Genomic DNA, 19,721 nt, shown 5'->3' with positions numbered 1-19,721 from the left:
TGCGAAATAACTTATTTTTGCGCTTCCTTTTATGACGAAGAAAAAGTATTTCCTTACTGTTCTTATCCTTGGTACGCTCTCCGCTATCAGCCCCTTTTCAATAGATATGTATCTGCCGGGGTTTCCTGCAATCGCCCGTGACCTGAATACAACAGTGGCCCAGGTGCAGCTGTCTTTATCGTCTTTTTTTATCGGTATCTCTGTCGGACAACTCCTGTACGGTCCTTTGCTCGACCGATATGGCAGAAAAAAGCCCTTATATTTCGGAATAACTCTATACCTGCTTTCTTCTGTAGGCTGCGCCTTTACCGGTTCAGTAGAATCATTGATTGTTTTTCGTTTCCTACAGGCCTTAGGAGGATGTGTAGGGATGGTAGCATCACGAGCCATGATCAGAGATCTGTTTCCAGTTTCAGAAATAGCAAAGGTCTTTTCATTGCTAATGCTTGTTATTGGTGTATCTCCGCTCATTGCACCCACTTTGGGTGGTTACGTTGTAGCTAGTTTTGGCTGGCATTATGTATTCGCAATTCTGGCGGTCATGTCAGCAGTGATTCTGATAGCTGTTCATTATTTCATGCCTGAAAGCAGGGAACCGGACAAGACTTTATCGCTTAAGCCAAAGCCTATACTAAAAAACTTTTTCATCGTTTTAGTCCATCCTCAGTTTTATACTTACACGTTAACAGGGGCCATCGCAGCATCCGGCCTTTACGCTTATATAGCAGGATCGCCCTATGTTTTTATGGAGATATTCGAAGTTTCTGAACAGCAATATGGCTGGATCTTCGCTTCCATAGCTGTTGGCATTATAGGTTCGAGTCAGCTAAACACCATTCTATTAAGACGATTTGAAAGTCAGGAGATAATAGTAGGCGCACTGATCTGCCAGTCAATTACCGGTATCTCGCTATTTTTTGGCTCATACTATAGTATTATCAGCTTACCCGGCACTATTTTTCTAATTTTCCTTTTCCTGTGCTGCCAGGGATTCTCCTTCCCGAACTCTTCTGCACTTGCTTTGACTCCGTTCAGCAAGAATGCTGGAAGCGCATCAGCTTTGATGGGTAGTATACAGATGGCTTTAGGTGCCTTTGCTTCTGTGATGGTAAGCGTTTTGAGTAATAATACGGCGTTGCCGATGACTGGTATTATGGCAGGTTGCGCAGTAACTGCACTCTTCATCTTGCTTATCGGCAGGAGGATCATGAAAGCTAAAGCAGTTTCTTTGTAACATTAATATTGAGAAAACCGTAGAACCATGTAGTGAGTGAAATTTCAACATATTGTATATCAGTTTATTAAATAGCAATAAATTCCACTATTATATTTATTGGTTATCCGTTGAGATAAGAAACATCTGGAAGAATTAAAAACAAGTATTATATTTGTATTCATGGTCGGGTGGCCGAGTGGTTTAGGCAAAGGTCTTGCAAGATCTTCTACAGGTTGGTTCGAACCCCCTTCCGACCTCTCGAAAGAGCGCAACTAACAAGTTGCGCTCTTTTTTTTACTAGTTGAGTGCATTTAAGAACGGATTTAAATAATTCTGCTATTTCGGATAGGTTTTTGCCAAGCTAGTCTCATGAAGCTTCATAGTCTGATATTTTTCCCGCTGGCGATTCTTTTCAATGCATGTATGGATAATACTCATTACACGGGTAATCAAAGCGCATCTGACCATCCTGATAATATGGAAGCGACACAGGAGAATGATAAAATTCCCGTGAATTTAACCACGCGGATTAATACAGGAAACACAAAACCGGAAGAGCTGATAAACTTTAGCAGAAGCCTTATCGGAATCCCTTATAAATATGGATCCATCGATCCTTCTCATGGTTTTGACTGTTCCGGCTTTATCACCTATGTATTCAATCACCATGGCATTTCAGTCCCCAGATCATCTAAAGACTTCACCAATGTTGAACGGGAGGTTAAACTTAGAGATTCCAGGACAGGTGATCTGATTCTATTTACGGGTACAGACAGCACGGTACGTCAAGTAGGGCACATGGGAATTATTACAGAAAATAACGGCCGGGAGATTAGTTTCATCCATTCTACTTCAGGCAAGGCGTATGGAGTTACAATAACTCCCTTAAACAAATACTACCAGGGGCGTTTTGTAAAGACGCTCAGGATCTTTTGAATTCCTACAGTCTAATTTCCTGTATAAGCTTTGCTAAGTTCGTCTATTTCGAGGACCTTTAAGGAGGTGTTTAGCTCTGAGTCTTTAACAGTCTTATAGGGTGCATACTCTTTGCCATTCCACCGCCATACCGGAAAGGTAAATCCGGGTCCGCCAATTAGCAGATCGTTATATCCTGCTTTACTTTCAGTTAAAGCTTGAGGAATACCCGGGGAGCCAAGATGTGCCTGATATTGACCTTTAATATCCTTAATAAAGAGAATAACCGAACTTCCGGTATTCCCGGACGTAAAGGAATTACCATACAGGACGAAGATTTCTTCATTCTGATCATTATTCATATCTGTGGGAAATACCTGTAATGCAAAGGGATACTCTTTGCTCTCTGAATCAAGTGCAAAAGGCAAATTATCATTTTCCGAGAGTACAAATCCAAGTTTTTTGAAGATCTGGTTTTTTTCAGCAACACTTAATTTAGTTAGTACGTTTTTGAACAGTGCGGCTGCCCCTTTATCTAGTGTATTGCTATCTGCACTAGCTACCCCGGAAGGTTGAGCCCATGCCGAACTGAAGAGGAACATGAATGCCGCATGAAATAAAAAGCTATTCATCGAGTTCAAACTTGAGAATTACCATATAAATTTACGGAAGCCGCACGATTATTACATCAGTAGTTCTACAGAAATTTTAATCAGGAAACCCCGGACACCAATATCCTGATGCCCACAATAATCAGCGCGCCTGCTAATGCCTTAATAATTATTTTTCCTCGCATTCTTCTCGACAAAAATGCACCCAGCTGTGCTCCCGGGATCACTCCTATTATCAGCCCAATTACCATTTTAAGAATTAAAGGATCACTGTAATTGCCGTTGAAGTAATGCACAACGACACTCACCGTAGCCATTATAGCCAGAATAAAATGAGAAGTTGCTGTTGCAATATGAACCGGAAAACGTAACCATTCAACCATCGCCGGTACATGGATGATACCCCCGCCAATTCCAAGCAAAGGTGAGAAATAGCCCACAAAAACACTTAAAATATTCCCTTTACGTCTATCGTAAGCATAATCGTACCGCTCATTCCATTTATCAACAAGATGCTGCTGTACCCATCCTTTGTGTGCCTCTACGGGTTTTGTTACTGATGTTTTGTTTCCACCTTTTACAAAAAGGAATACAGCCATACAGACCAGTATGATCCCGAATATAACTTCAAAAGTCTCCCTTGGAATCACCTTCGTGGTTAGCACGCCAAGAATGGACCCTGGAATAGCGAAAAGAGCGAATATTATTCCCGCTTTGTAATCTACTCTTTTGGATGCCATATACGCTACAGAGCCTGATATCCCGTTACACGCGACTACACCCATCGAAATAGCAGTTATGATTTCAGGCGTATAGTTTGGATGAAGAATAATTAAAATGGGCACCAAAATAAATCCCCCTCCAGCACCTATCAACGTCCCTATAGCACCAATTACGAATCCAAGAGCAATTAATAAGTAAATATTATCCATAATCAGGTGTGAAACTGCTCAATGCAGCAGGGCAATTGGGGTTAGAAATTTCTTGAATTTTAAATTATACCATGAAGTGAACCACCCTTCTCTCCTAAACGGTCTACTCGTTTTTCAACCTCAGGATCTTTCACCAAAGGCGGGGCATGGTGCGGTTTAATGCGGGCATCAATAATTAATGGCCCTTTGCAACCCCAGTGCTTGTTATCAATAAAGCTGTTAATGCCATGGACATCGTGGGAAGGATTACTCCTGGTAAAAGTTACCCACACGAAGTTGTTAATGGTAGCAGCTGTAAATGCAGCATCATCACATAAAATAATCATCATCAATCCTTCGTGAGTTTGATCCTTTAAGATTTCATTTAAAGCTTCAATGTCTTTTAAAGCTTCATTAGCCGATGTATATACCGGACCATCAACGGCAATAACACCGGGCATAATCACTTTATATTGAAATCCGCGGGGCAACTCAAACGAAGCAGGCATTTCAGTCCAAAGTTCTCGCCTTTTTTCACCGGCAACTGCAACCACCAGTTTAGAGCCTGCATTAATATCGGTGCCGCTATAATCAAGGGTGTCGATAGTTGTTTTCGTATAAAAGTGAAGGTCTGAGCTGAGGTCTATACGTTCTAATAAATGCTTTAAAAACTCGTCAACGTGGTGAGTAGTTAGCTCAGGATTATCTTCCTTCGCGCATATAAACAGATACTTAGCCAGGCTAAGCTGGTTACTGCCAAGTATATGATTAGCGATTGTTAAAATTTCCTGTGGGCGTCGGTTTTTCAAATACGGTGTGTATCGCTCACTGCCAATAGCGAACAGCAAGGGGTGTACACCGGCAGCGTCAACAGCATTCACTTCATGCAAACCCGGTATTTCTTTTGGAATTGCTGATCCGGAGATTTCATGAATAAGTGCTCCAAAACTGGTATCCTCCTGCGGCGGACGACCTACGACAGTAAAGGACCAGATAGGATTTTCGCGATGATATACCCGGTTCACTTTCATCAACGGGAAGGGATGCTTTAAGCTGTAGTAACCCAGATGATCACCAAAAGGCCCCTCCGGCTTATTCTCATGAGGCTCTACAGTTCCAGTAATTACAAAATCGGCATCCGAAGAAATACAAAATCCTTCATCATCATAGAAATAGCGAAAGCGGCGATTGGCTAAAGCCCCTGCAAAGATCATCTCCGACAAGCCTTCCGGTAAAGGCATCACAGCTGATAAAGGATGTGATGGCGGACCGCCAATAAAAATGCTGACTTTCAATGGAACTCCCTTTTTGTTAGCCTTCGTTTGATGTATACCAATACCCCGATGCAATTGATAGTGAAGTCCGATTTCTTTGTCCGGGATATATTCGTTACCGTTCAGCTGAATGCGATACATACCCAGGTTAGCATTCATAATACCTGGTTTGTCAAGATCCTCTGTGTAAACCTGCGGCATAGTCACAAAAGGGCCGCCATCCATCGGCCAGTTTACAATTTGCGGCAGACGGCTAATTTGCGTCCGAGCAAAATTTATTGGCGCATTCCCTCCATTCTTCCAGGGCAGTGCAGATAGCGCTGACATGGCAGCACTGCTATACTTAAATGGATTTTTTAATGCCTTGACGGGGTCAGTCTTGACATCAACGAGCAGTTTTAGCTTATCCAGCGTATCCCGGAATATAAACTTTGACCGGTCAAGAGTGCCGAAAAGGTTTGAAACAGCCGGAAAATCGCTTCCTTTAATGTTTTCAAAGTAAATCGCCGGACCGTTATTTTCGTATACCCGAAGGTGAATGGCAGCCATTTCAAGGTAGGGATCAACCTCTTCTTTGATTCTTATTAAATGTCCGTGCTTTTCGAGATCTGCTACACATGACGCCAAACTACTATAACCCATATCTATATAATGTACACAATTACGGGGCGAATTTAAGGTTTTTTGATCTTTGCCAGCCGAAGGCGCGGGTCTTTATTCAACGTTCTCTAATGCTTCCATCAAAAGCTTGCCGACCCGGTCTACAGTAGCCATCACAACTTCTTCAGCGTTGCCCGCGAAAACTTCGCGAATGGCGAAATCCTGATCCTTCAAGACCACATGTATAAACATGGTTCCAACGGGCTTTTCAGAAGTCTCGCTCCCTCCGGGTGTAGTCAGACCGGTAACTGCAACAAAAATATCTGCCGAGGGAACGATTTTGTACAATCGTCGGGCTAACTCTCTGGTGACTTCTGCGGACTCGGGTGTATACTTCTCAATAAACTCAGGAGAAATTTTAAGAATATCCTCTTTAATACATGCATCATAACATACCAGTCCGCCCTTCAGTATTTTGCCTGAATCAGGGGTTAGCGAAAATTGATATGATAAATTTCCCGCGGTCGCGCTTTCCGCAAAGGCGATAGTCAGTTTATTCTCAGCGAGGCGTTTCGAGCTTTCAACAATGGATTCTATAGGCATCATTCATTAACAACAATTAACCGAAATGGTTGCACAAACTGCTGCACGTTCACCTGTGATTAAGTTTGCAGTATACCTACATTAAACTTCTTTTCAATGGGAGACTGATTAGCCGCTTCAATGCCCATCGAAATCACTTTTCTTGTTTCCAGGGGGTCAATAATCCCGTCGACCCATAATCGCGAAGCCGCATAATACGGGGTCGTCTGGCTGTTATACCGGTCGGTAATTTCCTTTAGTAGCTCATCTTCTTTCTCCTGGGTAATAATTTCGCCCTTTGCCTTCAATGAAGCTTCCTGAATCTGCAATAATACCTTGGCTGCTTGAGAGCCACCCATTACGGCAATTTTTGCCGATGGCCATGCATAAATTAAGCGCGGATCATAAGCCTTTCCGCACATGGCATAGTTACCTGCCCCGTAGGAATTGCCGATCACGATAGTAAATTTGGGAACAACGGAGTTAGCTACCGCATTCACCATTTTAGCACCATCCTTAATAATTCCACCCTGTTCAGAACGGCTTCCTACCATAAAACCTGTAACGTCCTGTAAAAAAACCAATGGTATTTTTTTCTGATTACAGTTCATGATAAACCGGGTTGCCTTATCAGCAGAATCCGAATAGATCACTCCGCCAAATTGCATCTCCCCTTTCTTGCTCTTAACAACCTTACGCTGGTTAGCCACAATACCGACAGCCCAGCCATCAATACGACCTAAACCGCAAATAATACTCTGTCCATAAAGCTTCTTGTACTCTTCAAACTCAGAGTTGTCCACCAGGCGATGAATAATCTCCAGCATATCATACGGCTTTTCGCGATTCTCAGGTAACAAGCCATAGATCTCCTGTTCGTTATTTGCAGGCGCTGCAGGTTTGATGCGATCAAATCCTGCATTCTCAGGTGCACCTATCATGCTCATAATATTCCTGATAGAATCCAGGCAAGCCTTGTCATTGGGATGCTTGTAATCGGTAACACCGGATATTTCGCAATGAGTAGTGGCGCCCCCTAGGGTTTCGTTGTCAATATCCTCACCTATAGCAGACCTAACAAGGTAACTACCTGCAAGAAATACAGACCCGGTACCGTCGACTATCATTGCTTCGTCGCTCATAATGGGAAGGTAGGCCCCCCCGGCAACGCACGAGCCCATAATAGCCGAGATTTGCACAATACCACTGCTGCTCATAATGGCGTTATTCCTGAAGATACGGCCAAAGTGTTCTTTATCCGGAAATATCTCATCCTGAAAAGGCAGAAATACACCCGCTGAGTCAACAAGATAGATCACCGGAAGCCGGTTCTCCATCGCAATTTCCTGAGCACGAAGATTTTTCTTTGCCGTCATCGGGAACCACGCACCTGCTTTTACGGTCGCATCATTCGCTACAATCATACACTGACGACCCGACACATAACCGATTCCGGTAACGACACCTGCTGAAGGACATCCTCCAACATCGGTATACATGTCTTCAGCAGCAAACGCACCGATCTCCAACCATTTACTATCTTGGTCAATTAAATACGCTACTCGTTCGCGGGCGAGCATTTTCCCTTTTTCTTTTTGTTTTGCAGCGGCCTTTTCACCGCCACCACTATATATTTTTTTCAGGCGTGTCTTAACCTGGAAAAGTAACTGCTTGTTGATGTCTTCGTTTTTATTAAACTCTAAATTCATGGCAGCAAGTTAGCTGTAAATGTTAAAAGCCAAAGCTTGACCAATGAAAATAATTGAATACAAGTAGAGGATTAACCGGCAGTTTTTTTGACCTGCTGTTCGGCATTTTACTGCCTACCACTGTTTATTTTTTCAAATTAAAACATTTAGCAAAAAACAGCGTTTTCGCGAAATTTTTTAAAACTGCCAGATGTTCCCTCCAATCATTTAACTTTATCCCGCAAAACCTTCGGTCAACGTTAAAATAATTTCAATAATAAATATCTTTTATACTCCCGTTTACGTACACCGAACCAAATACCCCACCAAATTATAACTCTTAAATGAAAAAAAGTAGAATTCTGGTCATTGAGGATGAGAATCTGATGAACAGAACAATTGAATTCCAGCTCAAAAAAGATGGTTATGAAGTAGATACCGCCCTTGACGGAAAAAGCGGAATAGCCAAGGTCGAAGCCAACTATTATGATCTGATCATTTTAGATATCATGCTTCCCTATCTAAATGGTCTTGAGATCCTCGCCAAGATCAAGCAAAACGAAGAGAAGAAATTTATTCCGGTCATTATTATTTCAGCTACAGGCCTGGAAGATACCGTACTGGAAGGATTTAAGCTGGGCGCTAATGACTTCATTACGAAGCCTTTTATACTACCAGAGTTTTCCATTAGGGTACGTCGTTTATTAATGAATTAATGCGCGATTATGGAAAAACTTTACGATCTACTTCCTCAATTTCTAAGGACATTTTATGAGGGACGTTTTTTAAACTATCCTTTACTTATCAAAGTTGCTTACATAGGCATCTTTATTTCGGCCCTGGTTATCTTAACCTGTTATCTAATTATTTTAATCAGGCGCTTAAATCAGGCGCGGACGCAAATAAAAGTGACCAAATGGAAAGCGGTAATCGATAACATCCTAACCAATTCCATTATCGAGTTTAACAGTGGGGAATATAAAGAAGAGGATGTCAAGAATATTGTTAACAACCTAAAGAAACTTCCTCTAAACAAGTACCTGGTAAGGCAACTGGTGGTAAATGAGCTGATGTTCTTGCATAAAAACTTTTCAGGTAAGGTAAACACATTAATTAGCACCATCTACATATGGCTTGAGCTGGAAAAGCACTCGAAACGCAAACTGCGAAGCTGGAGATGGTTTATCAAAGCCGAAGGCATAGAGGAACTCTCTGAGCTTGGAATTGAAAGCGAAGCAGATCGCATGCTATCTTACGTAAACAGCAAAAATATCACCTTAAGGATGCAGGCGCAAAGCGGCTACCTTCAATTAAGCAAAAAGGATCCATTCGTCTTTTTAGATTATACTGACCAGAATCTATTAACCTGGCACCAGATTAATTTGATGGATGTGTTAAACCGTAGAAAGGATATCATACTGCCCCTATTCTCCAAATGGTTTACTTCACCTAACAATTCTGTAGTGATATTTTGCATCAGGCTGATGGTACGTTTTCACCAAATGGAATCGGTTAAAGAGCTGCTTAAGCTAATAAAACATCCCAATGAGGAAGTTCGAAAAGAGATGATAATTGCCATTGGTGAATTAAGCCTGGTAGATTCCGAGCGTCACCTCACCATACACTTTCTAAATGAAACCTTTGGCTGCCGCCTGGAAATTATCAAAGCAGTCGGAAAAATTGCTTCCGGCGAAGAACTCGATTTCCTGAGCCGCTTAGTTTTCAGCCCAGATTTCGAACTACGCTTTGAAGCCGCTAAAGCAATTCAACGGCATGGCGATGAAGGTGATGCTGTTTTATACCAATTACTGGAAACAGTCCCTGACGAAAACAAAAGCGTGGTACTGCATATGTTAGACAAAAGACTATCAGCATAATGGAAAATATCTACGAACAAGTCGGTACTTACTACAATCATTTCATATTTCTGTTTGCCAGCTCTCTTATGCTATGGTATTTGGCTATCGCGTTGATATCCATCAGGGAAATTATGCTTTATAAGCGTAAGAACTCATTTATAGACCTGAAAAAGTTACTAAGTTCTCCTTACACCCCTCCCATCTCAATTGTTGCTCCGGCTTACAACGAAGGAAGTACGATCATCAATAGTGTCCACTCCTTGTTGTCCCTGCAATATCCACGATTTGAGGTGATTATTATCAATGATGGGAGTACAGATAACACGCTTAGGAAGATGATAAAAGAGTTTAGCCTTGTGAAGGTTGATTATGCCTACAATGAGAGGGTCATCACCCAGCCGGTTCGAGGCTTCTACAAATCTAACAATCCGGCATACAGCAAGTTGCTCATCATCGATAAAGAGAATGGAAAGAGTAAGGCGGATGCTTCAAATGCAGGGGTTAATGCGGCATCTTTTCCTTATTTTCTTTGCACAGACGTCGATTGTGTTATCGACAATCAGGCACTCTTATTACTTGTAAAGCCCTTCCTTGATGAAGAAAAGCGGGTAATAGCGAATGGCGCACTTATTCGTATTTCAAACGGATGCGAGGTAGAGCAAGGTTTTATGGTGAATGTAAAGGCACCTAAAAACTTTTTAACCAGTGTGCAGGAGATAGAGTACTTGCGTTCCTTCTTGCTGGGTCGAATGGCCTGGAGTAAAATGAACGGGTTAATTATTGTTTCCGGAGGAATTGGCTTATTCGACAGGGAAATTGCAATTGCAGCCGGCGGGTATGATCCTAAAAGCTTCGGAGAAGATATGGAAATTACCGTACGAATGCGGAAGCATATGCACACTATCGGCCAGAAGTATATTGTAAAATATATTCCGGAATCGCTATGCTGGACTGAAGTACCACCAAACCTGGATATCTTCTTAAAACAACGTGTACGCTGGGCCAAAGGCTTGTTGCAAACCTTGTTTAAGCACAAGGATATGTGGTTTAAATATAAGTATGGCCGGATGGGGTTAATTAGTTTCCCTTACTGGATAGTGTACGAATGGCTGGCACCAATAATTGAACTGGTAGGGCTAATTTCTTACACCTACTTAATTATAACAGGGCTGATCAATTTCGAATATTCGCTTTTATTACTTGGCTTCGTCTACTTCTTTTCAGTTATGGTTACCACAATTAGTATTCTGTGGGAAGAATATAACAACCAGGTTTACAAATCCAAAAAAGAGGTATTCAAGCTGTTAATGATCATCTTCCTGGAACCATTCTTTTTCCATCCTCTTGTAGTTTACGCTTCTATAAAAGGCAATATTTCTTTTCTTTTCGGCACAAAGCATCAATGGGGTAACATGGGACGAATGGGTACTGATGACGATGATGATCATTCAAAAGAAGTTCCGAAAACAGTAGTAAAACCGAAGGAAATCCTTCAACCTTCATAATGAAAAATATGTATAAAAACTTACGCCTCTCTTTTATAGTTATTTTAATCACAGCTGTAGGATATAACAGTCAGGCCCAGAACCTTAATTCACAGGATGAGCTGTTAATAGCTGGTAAATCCGCAATTTCAGTAGATAAGGATTATCCAAAAGCTATCAGTCTTCTTCGCAAGGCTTATGTGTTAAGTCCTGCTTATACGGATGTCAGTATCCTACTCGGAAGAGCTTATCAATTGAATAATAATGCCGACAGCGCACGCTATTTTTTGACAAAAGCACGGGCTAAAGAACCTGCAAACCTTGACATACTAAACTACCTGATTGGTCTGGAGTATGACGCTGGAAACGCTGAAAAATCGATTTCATACCTAGACTCGGCACTTGCTTACAATCCTAAAACAGAGGACTTACTTCTTAAGAAGGCTTCCATGCAGTATGAGTCGAAAAAGTACGAAGAATCACAGCAAACTTTAAATACTTTATTGGATGCAAATCCTAAAAATGAAAAGGCTCTGCGGTTAAATAACCAACTTAGTATGGTTACAGCGTCAAATAAAGTTAGCCTGTATTATGACTACAGTCATTTCGATAATATATTCGACCCCTGGCATTCTACCAGTATATCCTATCAACGCAATACGGGTATCGGTGCATTGATCGGGCGCATAAATTATGCGAACCGTGGTAATGGTATCGCAGGCTATCAATATGAACTGGAATCTTACCCAGTATTCAGCAAGTCACTGTACGGTAATTTTGCTGTTGCAGCCAATTCGGGTGATCCAGTGTTTCCGAAATTCACTGCTAAAGGAGCATTGTATAAAGCCTTAGGTTCCTTTGAAATTGAAGGAGGATTGAGATTTGTAAAAGCTCCGGATCAAAGCTTCATGATCTATAATACTGGCATATCTAAATACTTAGCCAATTTTCTTTTCAACTTTAAAACCTATCTAAGCGACTTCGATGGCGCATCTGGTCAGGGATATCAGCTTTCATCCAGATACTTTATTGGAGAAAATCCAGACGATGTATTTATTTTGGGTGTAGGAACAGGCGTGGCTCCCGACCTTTCGAACAGAAATCTTGGAATCGGCAATATTGCAAACCTCTCTGGAAGAAGGATATTTTCAGAATACAGAAGAGTTGTTGGAGGTCAAAATATCCTGTCGTTGCTGGCAAACTATGGTTACGAGGAATATACACCTACCCGATCAGCAAATCAGTATAGTATCGGATTTGGCTATCAGCGAAAATTCTAACTGATCAGAGCCCAAGTACAGATTTAGGAATCAATTTCCGTGATTTGTTACAACACTAATTTGCTTTGTACTGAGTGTCATTGCAGTAACAAGAGGGTCAGCGATTGTTAAGCACAATTTTGCTGACCCTTCCATTTGCCCCAGCCAGCAGTATCCAACTCCCTTTCTTAGATTTGCGAACAGAATTATAACTATCCGAAGAGATGTTTCTCCACGTTACACCGCCATCCTCCGATAGATCAGTACCTGAAGTTCCGGTAGCAATAAGGGAATTCTTTGTGATATACTCAACAGCAGAACGATAACCAAAAGGCGGAATGACAGGCTTAGACCAGTTACGTCCACCGTCTTTTGTGATCACAAGGTTATCAGACCTCAGCGTATCCTGCAAATAATCACCACCAGCAGCAACACCGGTTTTCTTGCTGCTAAATGCAATGGAGAAAGGACCTGTAGATGCCTGTCCCTGTATGATCGGACTGGCAAAAGCTTGCCAGGTCTTGCCATAATCTTTAGAGTGGAACAGGCGGGATTGCTTTCCCCCTGTGGCTATCCAAACATCTCCTTTCTTCCCGGTTCGTATGGCAGTTCCGCTGGCGGCAAAGCTGGCCTCCCCTTCTGCCAGAGGGATAGTTAACTGATTGCTGATATCTTTCCATGTGTTTCCCCCATCGATAGTCTGGAGTAGCTGCATTTTCCCCAAAATAGGATCGCCATAGATAATTCCTTTTTTACGATTCCAAAAATCCATCCCATCAAGAAAGATCTCTGGTGATTCGTTTCGATAAACCTCTTTCCACGAATGCCCGCCGTTAGACGTCAGAAGTACGACGGCCGGCGAACCCGCACTTACCATCACAGCCTCACTTGCTGAAAATGCTTCGATATCCCGGAAATCCAATTTTTCATAGCCCGGCACTTGGCTCCATTGCCAGGTGACTCCCCTATCCTTGGTAATACCAACATAACCATCGCTTCCGCTCACCCATGCGATCGAATTGTCAACGATTGATAAACCACGGAGGCTGGTATTCGTTCCGCTCTCCAACTTAACTATTTCCTGGGAATAACCAACGGATGCTTTACAGACCATCAGGAGACTGGAAAACAAACTCATAGTCAATAGACTCTTTTTATTAAATCTCAGATTGATGCTATCAACGTATTTATTCATTATGGGTCTTCTTTTTATCAGCATAGTCTCTGGCATAGCTATTATTGTTTCAGTTAAATGTAATCATTAATGATTCCTTGTAGTTTACTAGTAGTATGTCTCTAGCATGTCCCTAGGAAACTACTAGCAAACTACTAGGAAACTACTAGGAAGCCCGAAGCAGTTACGGCGATGTGCGGGCTACGGAATTAATTATAACGATAATTTATAAAAGTTTTATTCGAATTTGCGAGGTCAAATCTGTTAAATTTTTGGCATTAATTACCCTCTTTAAAAAGATTCAACTGAATTCACTTTTGACCACTAAAATACGGCCGAAGATTTTATATTTGCAATCGCTTACAAGAGGTGCCAGAGGTCTTGTGGAGTTCTTTATATAAATGCCCGGATGGCGAAATTGGTAAACGTTGCGGTCTCAGAAGCCGTTGGAGTTATATCCTTGAGAGTTCGAGTCTCTCTTCGGGCACGGAGTAGTATATAGTAGTTAGTATCTAGTAGTTAGACGGTTGTGAATACTCAGTACTAATTGTATGCAATGGTTAGATAGTTCTAAATACTAAGTACTAGATACTAAATACTAATCAAAAAAGCCCGGGTGGCGAAATTGGCAGACGCACCACTTTGAGGGGGTGGCGCTCGAAAGGGCGTGGCAGTTCGAATCTGCTCCCGGGCACTCTTTTGGTTTAAACAATGTAGTTGGGCTTAGATTAACTCTTTTTTTTACCTTATCACACCATAGTGCAGGTTAAATTAACGTGCACTATGCATTTTAGAACTAAACCAAATTCTAACCCCAAATTCTTTCCCTCAAACTCCAACAGACTTCCGGATTAATTGATTTTGTAGCAGGAATAAAGAATGGCAGGTGGTAAGTTGACTGCAAAGTGAGTTTCCATTTTGTCGAAAATGGTAATGAAGTAATTTTTCCTGGGTGAATATAGAAATTGCCTGAACACTCCTCCACTTTTAAGTACTTTGTAGCAGTCGTTTAAAAGCTGTTTCCGATCTATTATGTCGAACAGACTTAGGGGTAATCCGGATATGATAATATCAATTGATGAAACATCGAAATATTTAGTCAAATCTGCCGCAGAATCTTTGATTAAGTGGAACCTGCTATCCTTAATGGTTTCTAAATGAGCGTAAAACTGGGGTTCGATCTCAAAACAATATAGAACGGAGTCGGGATGAAGCTTTGAGAGAATGCTTTCGGTGATATTTCCGGTTCCCCCACCCAACTCAATAACGATTTGTGGCTTGTTTATATTTATTTCATTGGTAATCTGTCGGGAAACATACCTTGAAGATTCATATACGGCACCGGTTGTTCTGATGTTCCTGATATAACTTAGTGCGGTAGAAATCATTTATATGTTGCTGCTGTATATCGAATTTTTGTTTGGCTATCAAATACAGATAAGAAAATACCTGAATAGGTTGACAATGTAACGTTTTGGTTGATAGTAAATTGGTTGTGTCACTACTTAATTGTTAAATAGTAGTGCCCGAAGGCCGTAGTAAGCTTGTTATAAATCGAGTACCAGCTGATCATAAGCCAGACTGACATTTGGCGGCAACTCATGCAGAATATCAGCATGACGGCCTAAACGATGGCTTATATGCGTCAGATAAGTTTGGTCAGCGCCGATGTCCTCAGCGAATGACAACGCCTCTTTGAGGGTTAGATGTGAGATATGATTTTCTTTTTGCAGGGCATTGACCACCAGAATTTTCGAGCCTTTTAATTTTAAGCGTTCCTCCGAATTTATGGTTTTTGCATCCGTTATATATGAAAAATCCCCTACACGGAAACCTAATACCGGTAATTTGAAATGCATCACCTGGATAGGAATGAACTCTATCCCTTCTACCAGGAAGGGCTGATCACCAATTGAGTTCAATATAACGCGCGGTACCCCAGGGTAAGTATGACTGGCAAAGATATATGAGAATTCGCGCTTTAAAGCGTCCTGAACGCGCGGGTGTGCATACACATCAATCTCCCGCTGCTGCTTATAATTGAAGGCTCTTACATCGTCCATCCCAGCCACATGATCCTTATGCTCGTGAGTAAACACAATGGCATCCAGGTGCTTTACACCAGCCCTGAGCATCTGGTATCTGAAGTCGGGACCGGAATCAATGACAATCACCTTGCCCCCGGTTTCAATCATTACCGAGACCCTAAGCCGGTTGTCCCGCTGATCGGTAGAGGTGCAAACCTCGCAATCGCAGGCAATTACCGGAACACCCTGCGAAGTTCCTGTTCCTAAAAATGTAATCTTCAAAATTCCAGCTTAGTTTGCTTCAATAAATACAGGAAAGCCTTTTGTTTGTCGTCAAGCAGCGCTTCGTCTGTTTCCAGTGTTTGTACCAAAGCTGCGACCGACATGATTTTGCTTTCAAGATTTGAGAACTTATTTACCACGATTACCCTGCTGTTATCAAGCACACAGGCTCCGGTTTTAAAGTTTCCCTTTTCATATCTCAATTTATAATTCAGCGCTTTTAGTAATTGCTCAAGCTTATCTAAGGTATGCTGCGTATAAGTGAGTACCATGTATCTCAAAAATAGATAAAAATAGGGCTTTTGCTAATGCGGATATAAAAAAAGGCGGAACCGGTATTACCCTGATCCGCCTTTATATTCGCTATTGAACAAATTACCTTAAGTCTACTACTTCAACGCCGGGATATTTTTTGGCGTCAAAAGCGAAGGTAGATTCGGGTACCTTCACATTAGGCGTGAAGGATCTTATTGTGTAAGTGTAATGAGATCCGTTTTTGTCGTAAATAACGGCATTGACAATTTGCTTGGTTATTTTATCAATCTTCAACTTTATTTTAAAAAATGAAGTCTTCGCATCAATTGGAGAAAGTTCAATATTATGCACCAACTTGCCATTCAATTTAGTGTCATTAATGTACAGCGACTTAAATCCTTTCTCATGAATCGTAAAGATCTTAGCCGGATTCAGACCATCGGCACCATTATTCACTTCGCTTAACTGCACTTCCTGATCTGCCTTAAGATAGGTCCACTGGTTTTTCCCGTCGCTTATAAGCTCCTGATCTTTTAAAACAACCTTATACTTGTTTGCTTTTGACCGAACATACAGGGTGCCCGACTGGCTTTCGTTCATTTTAGACTGGGGATTATTGATCGTAAAAGTGAAGTCGGTTTTGATTACATCGTAACTCTTATACTTCTTGCTAACTTCAGCTAAAATTGCTTTAGCCTTAGTTGCTGACTGCGCTGATACTTTTACCGAGGTTCCGGCTATTATTAATGCTACTAAATAAATTATCTTCTTCATCTTATCGTTTCTAATGTTGATTCGCGTTGTTATGATATGTAATTAGAGCCCATTAATCCCTAATAGTTTAATCAACTATAACGCAGCTTCCCTTATCACTTTTTACTTAGGGTATCCAAGAACTGTTCCAGAGAGTATTCATCGGGAAATAGCACCTCCCTCGCCTTGCTCCCCTCGAAGGGTCCAACAATGTTTGCCGCCTCCAACTGATCGATGATACGACCTGCGCGGTTGTAGCCTAATTTTAGCTTGCGCTGGATTAAAGAAGTAGATCCTTGCTGATGCATCACGATCAACCTGGCGGCATCTTCAAACAAAGGGTCGCGATCATCGGCATCAAAATCTTTGGACGACGACGCAGCATTTTCATCCACATATTCTGGCAGCATCCAGGCAGAGGCATACCCTCTCTGGGATCCGATGAACTCGGAGATGCGTTCAACTTCAGGTGTATCAACAAATGCACACTGGATCCGTATTAGCTCGCTGCCAGTGGCTAGTAGCATATCTCCCCGCCCAATTAACTGATCTGCACCGCCGGAATCAAGGATTGTCCTGGAGTCTATCTTAGAAAGAACCCGGAAGGCTAACCTTGCAGGGAAGTTGGCTTTGATAGTTCCGGTGATGATGTTTACGGAAGGACGCTGTGTAGCAATCACCAGGTGAATACCCACCGCACGGGCTAATTGAGCGATACGGGCAATTGGTGTTTCCACTTCCTTGCCAGCGGTCATCATCAAATCGGCAAACTCATCGATAACTAATACAATAAATGGAAGGAAGCGGTGTCCATCATTAGGGTTAAGCTTTCGGCTGATGAACTTCTGGTTATATTCCTTCAGGTTTCGTACCTGGCCGTTTTTCAACAGATCATAACGCTGATCCATTTCGATACAAAGTGAATTCAGAGTGGTGATCACCTTTTTAGTATCCGTAATGATCGCGTCTTCTTCGCCAGGTAGCTTAGCCAGAAAGTGCCTTTCAATTTTCCTGAATAACGTTAACTCAACCTTTTTGGGATCGACCAGTACGAACTTCAATTGTGAAGGGTGTTTTTTATAGAGTAAAGAAATAAGGATCGCATTGATACCCACTGATTTCCCCTGACCGGTTGCACCTGCAACCAGCAAGTGCGGCATTTTGGCCAGATCGGCGATGTACACCTCATTAGAGATCGTTTTGCCCAGGGCGATGGGCAGGTCCATAGTGGTATTCTGAAACTTTTCGGTTGCTAAGACTGACCTCATGGAAACCATCTCGGGATGTTGATTTGGAACTTCTATTCCAATAGTACCTTTACCCGGCATGGGCGCAATGATACGGATACCAAGGGCGGCCAGACTTAGTGCAATATCATCTTCCAGGTTCTTGATCTTGGAGATTCTCACTCCGGGTGCCGGAATAATCTCATACAAGGTAACTGTTGGACCTATGGTCGCTTTGATCTTATCGATCTCAATGTTATAATGATTCAGGGTTTCGACGATCTTGTTTTTGTTAGCTTCAAGTTCGTCGGAGTTCACCGAAATTTTGTTTGATCCGTAGTTCTCCAGCAAGTCCAGCGTTGGGTATTTATAGCTCGACAGATCCAGCGTAGGATCATACATTCCGAATTGCTCTACCAGCTCTGAAGCTTTCTTCTCTTCCTCCGTTTTCTCGATCGTGAGTTGAGGTTCGTCTTTTATCTCCTCAGAGACTAGTATCGCCGTCTCCAGAGGTATTTCACGCGATGGTTGAAGGGTAACAGGCTCATGCCGAGGCTCTATGATAGTTTCCAGAGGTTTAAATGGTGCCTCCTGTCTAACCTTATTTGCCGAAGCGCCATTACGGTTTACATTAAATTCGACCGGCTCAAAACGTACCTCATCTTCCAGTTCCATTGGTTCCTGGCTTTCGGGAACCGTATACTTCGGTTCAGATCTTCGTTCAGGAATTTTGAAATCAATGTTATAGGCTATAATAAGGGCTGATAATCCGGCGAAAGCCAGCAATCCTGCAATCCCTGCGTTACCTATCTGTGCATTCAATAGCCGGTTTGCCCAAAATCCAAACTCGCCCTCCAGGAAATGAGGATAGTCAGAAACAAAGCCATGAAAAAAAGCGGTTGAAAGGGATATAAAGAGTAATAAAAAAAGAGAGTAGCCAAGGGTTTTGCTTATGGAGACTACTTTTATTTTAAAAAGCATCCGGTAACCAATGATAAAAAACACTCCTATAAAAAGAAATGAAGCTACGCCGAACCATTCATAAATGAACTGGTGTGATAATAACGCGCCGAATTTGCCAAGCCAGTTTTCCACTACAGGCTGCTGGAAGCCGAGGTCAGCCAATTCAGCCTGTGTTTTCCACAAGTTACTCCAGCCTCCGTTAGAGTCCATCACATAGCTTTGATCCTCCTGCCAGGTGAACAGATAAGAGCAAAACGCGACAAGAAAATAGAGCGATATGATGAGAAAAAATAAGCCTATGATTTTAACAGGCCGCCCATCAGAAAAAGTGAATTTTGGAAGAATCTCTGTCCTTTCTCGCTGAACCCGCTCTTTTACAGGTCCTTTAGATTTGGGCTCTTCGCGAAATGAATTGGCACTTTTAAATTGATTTCCTCGTACGGGCATTCGAAATAGTAGTTAATAATCACAAATATAAGTTTATCTGCAATATTCAGAGGAGAAGGATTAACCATAAAAATTACATGGGCATTAAACCTTTGCCAGTGTATCCCCTCTAATAAATATCAATGCATTAAAGTAGTTTATAAGTTCTTTAGGTTTCATAGTTTAAAGGTTAGGTTTTTAAGTTTAAGTTGCGTT

General features: G+C 41.9%; 17 protein-coding genes and 3 tRNA genes. 9 read left to right on the top strand and 11 right to left on the bottom strand.

The window, feature by feature from the left end; translation table 11 throughout:
* The first annotated feature begins 31 nt into the window (after positions 1-31).
* From AC1MCB_RS02775 to AC1MCB_RS02765, 3 genes are all read left to right on the top strand, one after another.
* Positions 32-1,234 carry a multidrug effflux MFS transporter gene (locus tag AC1MCB_RS02775; protein ID WP_479967221.1) on the top strand — a complete coding sequence of 401 codons (1,203 nt, stop codon included), beginning with the start codon at positions 32-34 and terminating at the stop codon, positions 1,232-1,234.
* Between the two features lie 164 nt (positions 1,235-1,398).
* Positions 1,399-1,473: transfer RNA gene (locus AC1MCB_RS02770), tRNA-Ala, on the top strand.
* A 112-nt stretch (positions 1,474-1,585) separates the two neighbouring features.
* Complete coding sequence (locus tag AC1MCB_RS02765; RefSeq protein WP_479967220.1) at positions 1,586-2,152, top strand: C40 family peptidase; 567 nt, start codon at positions 1,586-1,588, stop codon at positions 2,150-2,152.
* An 11-nt stretch (positions 2,153-2,163) separates the two neighbouring features.
* Here the strand turns inward: AC1MCB_RS02765 and AC1MCB_RS02760 are convergent, their stop codons facing one another.
* From AC1MCB_RS02760 to AC1MCB_RS02740, 5 genes are all read right to left on the bottom strand, one after another.
* Complete coding sequence (locus tag AC1MCB_RS02760; protein WP_479967219.1) at positions 2,164-2,763, bottom strand: hypothetical protein; 600 nt, start codon at positions 2,761-2,763, stop codon at positions 2,164-2,166.
* Positions 2,764-2,843: 80 nt separating this feature from the next.
* Entirely contained in the window at positions 2,844-3,674 is an 831-nt protein-coding gene (locus AC1MCB_RS02755) for a sulfite exporter TauE/SafE family protein (RefSeq protein ID WP_479967218.1), read from the bottom strand.
* Positions 3,675-3,733: 59 nt separating this feature from the next.
* Positions 3,734-5,569: a UbiD family decarboxylase gene (locus AC1MCB_RS02750; RefSeq protein ID WP_479967217.1), complete on the bottom strand. Its 1,836-nt coding sequence runs from the start codon at positions 5,567-5,569 to the stop codon at positions 3,734-3,736.
* A 72-nt stretch (positions 5,570-5,641) separates the two neighbouring features.
* Positions 5,642-6,133 (bottom strand): CinA family protein, encoded by a 492-nt coding sequence (locus tag AC1MCB_RS02745; RefSeq protein WP_479967216.1) that lies wholly within the window; start codon positions 6,131-6,133, stop codon positions 5,642-5,644.
* A gap of 56 nt (positions 6,134-6,189) precedes the next feature.
* Positions 6,190-7,818, bottom strand: a complete 1,629-nt coding sequence (locus AC1MCB_RS02740; RefSeq protein ID WP_479967215.1) for an acyl-CoA carboxylase subunit beta — start codon at positions 7,816-7,818, stop codon at positions 6,190-6,192.
* A gap of 323 nt (positions 7,819-8,141) precedes the next feature.
* Between AC1MCB_RS02740 and AC1MCB_RS02735 the strand changes: the two genes are divergently transcribed.
* Genes AC1MCB_RS02735 through AC1MCB_RS02720 form a run of 4 tightly spaced genes read left to right on the top strand, consistent with a single transcriptional unit; the run spans position 8,142 to position 12,420 of the window.
* Positions 8,142-8,513 (top strand): response regulator transcription factor, encoded by a 372-nt coding sequence (locus AC1MCB_RS02735; protein ID WP_479967214.1) that lies wholly within the window; start codon positions 8,142-8,144, stop codon positions 8,511-8,513.
* A gap of 9 nt (positions 8,514-8,522) precedes the next feature.
* Positions 8,523-9,674 (top strand): HEAT repeat domain-containing protein, encoded by a 1,152-nt coding sequence (locus tag AC1MCB_RS02730; protein ID WP_479967213.1) that lies wholly within the window; start codon positions 8,523-8,525, stop codon positions 9,672-9,674.
* Positions 9,674-11,161, top strand: coding sequence for a glycosyltransferase family 2 protein (locus tag AC1MCB_RS02725; RefSeq protein ID WP_479967212.1), 1,488 nt, complete (start codon positions 9,674-9,676; stop codon positions 11,159-11,161). Before AC1MCB_RS02730 ends, AC1MCB_RS02725 begins: the two co-directional genes overlap by 1 nt.
* Before the next feature lie 8 nt (positions 11,162-11,169).
* On the top strand, positions 11,170-12,420 hold the full coding sequence (locus AC1MCB_RS02720; protein WP_479967211.1) for a YaiO family outer membrane beta-barrel protein: 1,251 nt from the start codon (positions 11,170-11,172) through the stop codon (positions 12,418-12,420).
* 97 nt (positions 12,421-12,517) lie between these two features.
* Here AC1MCB_RS02720 and AC1MCB_RS02715 read toward each other — a convergent pair whose 3' ends face one another.
* Positions 12,518-13,594: a WD40/YVTN/BNR-like repeat-containing protein gene (locus tag AC1MCB_RS02715; protein ID WP_479967210.1), complete on the bottom strand. Its 1,077-nt coding sequence runs from the start codon at positions 13,592-13,594 to the stop codon at positions 12,518-12,520.
* A gap of 382 nt (positions 13,595-13,976) precedes the next feature.
* On the opposite strand from AC1MCB_RS02715, the gene AC1MCB_RS02710 reads away from it, so the two are divergent.
* Together AC1MCB_RS02710 and AC1MCB_RS02705 are read left to right on the top strand one after the other, a co-directional pair.
* A tRNA-Leu gene (locus tag AC1MCB_RS02710) sits at positions 13,977-14,060 on the top strand.
* Positions 14,061-14,183: 123 nt separating this feature from the next.
* Positions 14,184-14,267 (top strand) — tRNA-Leu (locus AC1MCB_RS02705).
* Positions 14,268-14,424: 157 nt separating this feature from the next.
* Here the strand turns inward: AC1MCB_RS02705 and AC1MCB_RS02700 are convergent.
* The 5 genes from AC1MCB_RS02700 to AC1MCB_RS02680 all read right to left on the bottom strand — a co-directional run bounded on the left by AC1MCB_RS02700 (position 14,425) and on the right by AC1MCB_RS02680 (position 19,526).
* The gene (locus AC1MCB_RS02700; RefSeq protein ID WP_479967209.1) at positions 14,425-14,961 is read right to left on the bottom strand and encodes a class I SAM-dependent methyltransferase; all 537 of its coding nucleotides are present in this window, start codon (positions 14,959-14,961) and stop codon (positions 14,425-14,427) included.
* A gap of 159 nt (positions 14,962-15,120) precedes the next feature.
* Entirely contained in the window at positions 15,121-15,882 is a 762-nt protein-coding gene (locus AC1MCB_RS02695) for an MBL fold metallo-hydrolase (protein WP_479967208.1), read from the bottom strand.
* Entirely contained in the window at positions 15,879-16,154 is a 276-nt protein-coding gene (locus AC1MCB_RS02690; RefSeq protein WP_479967207.1) for a hypothetical protein, read from the bottom strand. Before AC1MCB_RS02690 ends, AC1MCB_RS02695 begins: the two co-directional genes overlap by 4 nt.
* A 103-nt stretch (positions 16,155-16,257) precedes the next feature.
* Positions 16,258-16,911, bottom strand: a complete 654-nt coding sequence (gene lolA1, locus AC1MCB_RS02685) for an outer membrane lipoprotein periplasmic chaperone LolA1 (RefSeq protein ID WP_479967206.1) — start codon at positions 16,909-16,911, stop codon at positions 16,258-16,260.
* A 95-nt stretch (positions 16,912-17,006) separates the two neighbouring features.
* Entirely contained in the window at positions 17,007-19,526 is a 2,520-nt protein-coding gene (locus tag AC1MCB_RS02680) for an FtsK/SpoIIIE family DNA translocase (RefSeq protein WP_479967205.1), read from the bottom strand.
* Positions 19,527-19,721: the final 195 nt, after the last annotated feature.

The organism is Daejeonella sp. AP26, from assembly GCF_056680515.1.
The sequence above is the reverse complement of the archived record's forward strand: the minus strand, read 5'-3'. Positions and strand labels throughout refer to the sequence as shown.

What these genes read in the sequence shown, in the direction of transcription:
- AC1MCB_RS02775 (WP_479967221.1), top strand. Translation starts at nt 32, where the DNA reads ATGACGAAGAAAAAGTATTTCCTTACTGTTCTTATCCTTGGTACGCTC.
- AC1MCB_RS02765 (WP_479967220.1), top strand. Translation starts at nt 1,586, where the DNA reads ATGAAGCTTCATAGTCTGATATTTTTCCCGCTGGCGATTCTTTTCAAT.
- AC1MCB_RS02760 (WP_479967219.1), bottom strand. Translation starts at nt 2,763, where the DNA reads ATGAATAGCTTTTTATTTCATGCGGCATTCATGTTCCTCTTCAGTTCG.
- AC1MCB_RS02755 (WP_479967218.1), bottom strand. Translation starts at nt 3,674, where the DNA reads ATGGATAATATTTACTTATTAATTGCTCTTGGATTCGTAATTGGTGCT.
- AC1MCB_RS02750 (WP_479967217.1), bottom strand. Translation starts at nt 5,569, where the DNA reads ATGGGTTATAGTAGTTTGGCGTCATGTGTAGCAGATCTCGAAAAGCAC.
- AC1MCB_RS02745 (WP_479967216.1), bottom strand. Translation starts at nt 6,133, where the DNA reads ATGATGCCTATAGAATCCATTGTTGAAAGCTCGAAACGCCTCGCTGAG.
- AC1MCB_RS02740 (WP_479967215.1), bottom strand. Translation starts at nt 7,818, where the DNA reads ATGAATTTAGAGTTTAATAAAAACGAAGACATCAACAAGCAGTTACTT.
- AC1MCB_RS02735 (WP_479967214.1), top strand. Translation starts at nt 8,142, where the DNA reads ATGAAAAAAAGTAGAATTCTGGTCATTGAGGATGAGAATCTGATGAAC.
- AC1MCB_RS02730 (WP_479967213.1), top strand. Translation starts at nt 8,523, where the DNA reads ATGGAAAAACTTTACGATCTACTTCCTCAATTTCTAAGGACATTTTAT.
- AC1MCB_RS02725 (WP_479967212.1), top strand. Translation starts at nt 9,674, where the DNA reads ATGGAAAATATCTACGAACAAGTCGGTACTTACTACAATCATTTCATA.
- AC1MCB_RS02720 (WP_479967211.1), top strand. Translation starts at nt 11,170, where the DNA reads ATGTATAAAAACTTACGCCTCTCTTTTATAGTTATTTTAATCACAGCT.
- AC1MCB_RS02715 (WP_479967210.1), bottom strand. Translation starts at nt 13,594, where the DNA reads ATGAATAAATACGTTGATAGCATCAATCTGAGATTTAATAAAAAGAGT.
- AC1MCB_RS02700 (WP_479967209.1), bottom strand. Translation starts at nt 14,961, where the DNA reads ATGATTTCTACCGCACTAAGTTATATCAGGAACATCAGAACAACCGGT.
- AC1MCB_RS02690 (WP_479967207.1), bottom strand. Translation starts at nt 16,154, where the DNA reads ATGGTACTCACTTATACGCAGCATACCTTAGATAAGCTTGAGCAATTA.
- lolA1 (WP_479967206.1), bottom strand. Translation starts at nt 16,911, where the DNA reads ATGAAGAAGATAATTTATTTAGTAGCATTAATAATAGCCGGAACCTCG.
- AC1MCB_RS02680 (WP_479967205.1), bottom strand. Translation starts at nt 19,526, where the DNA reads ATGCCCGTACGAGGAAATCAATTTAAAAGTGCCAATTCATTTCGCGAA.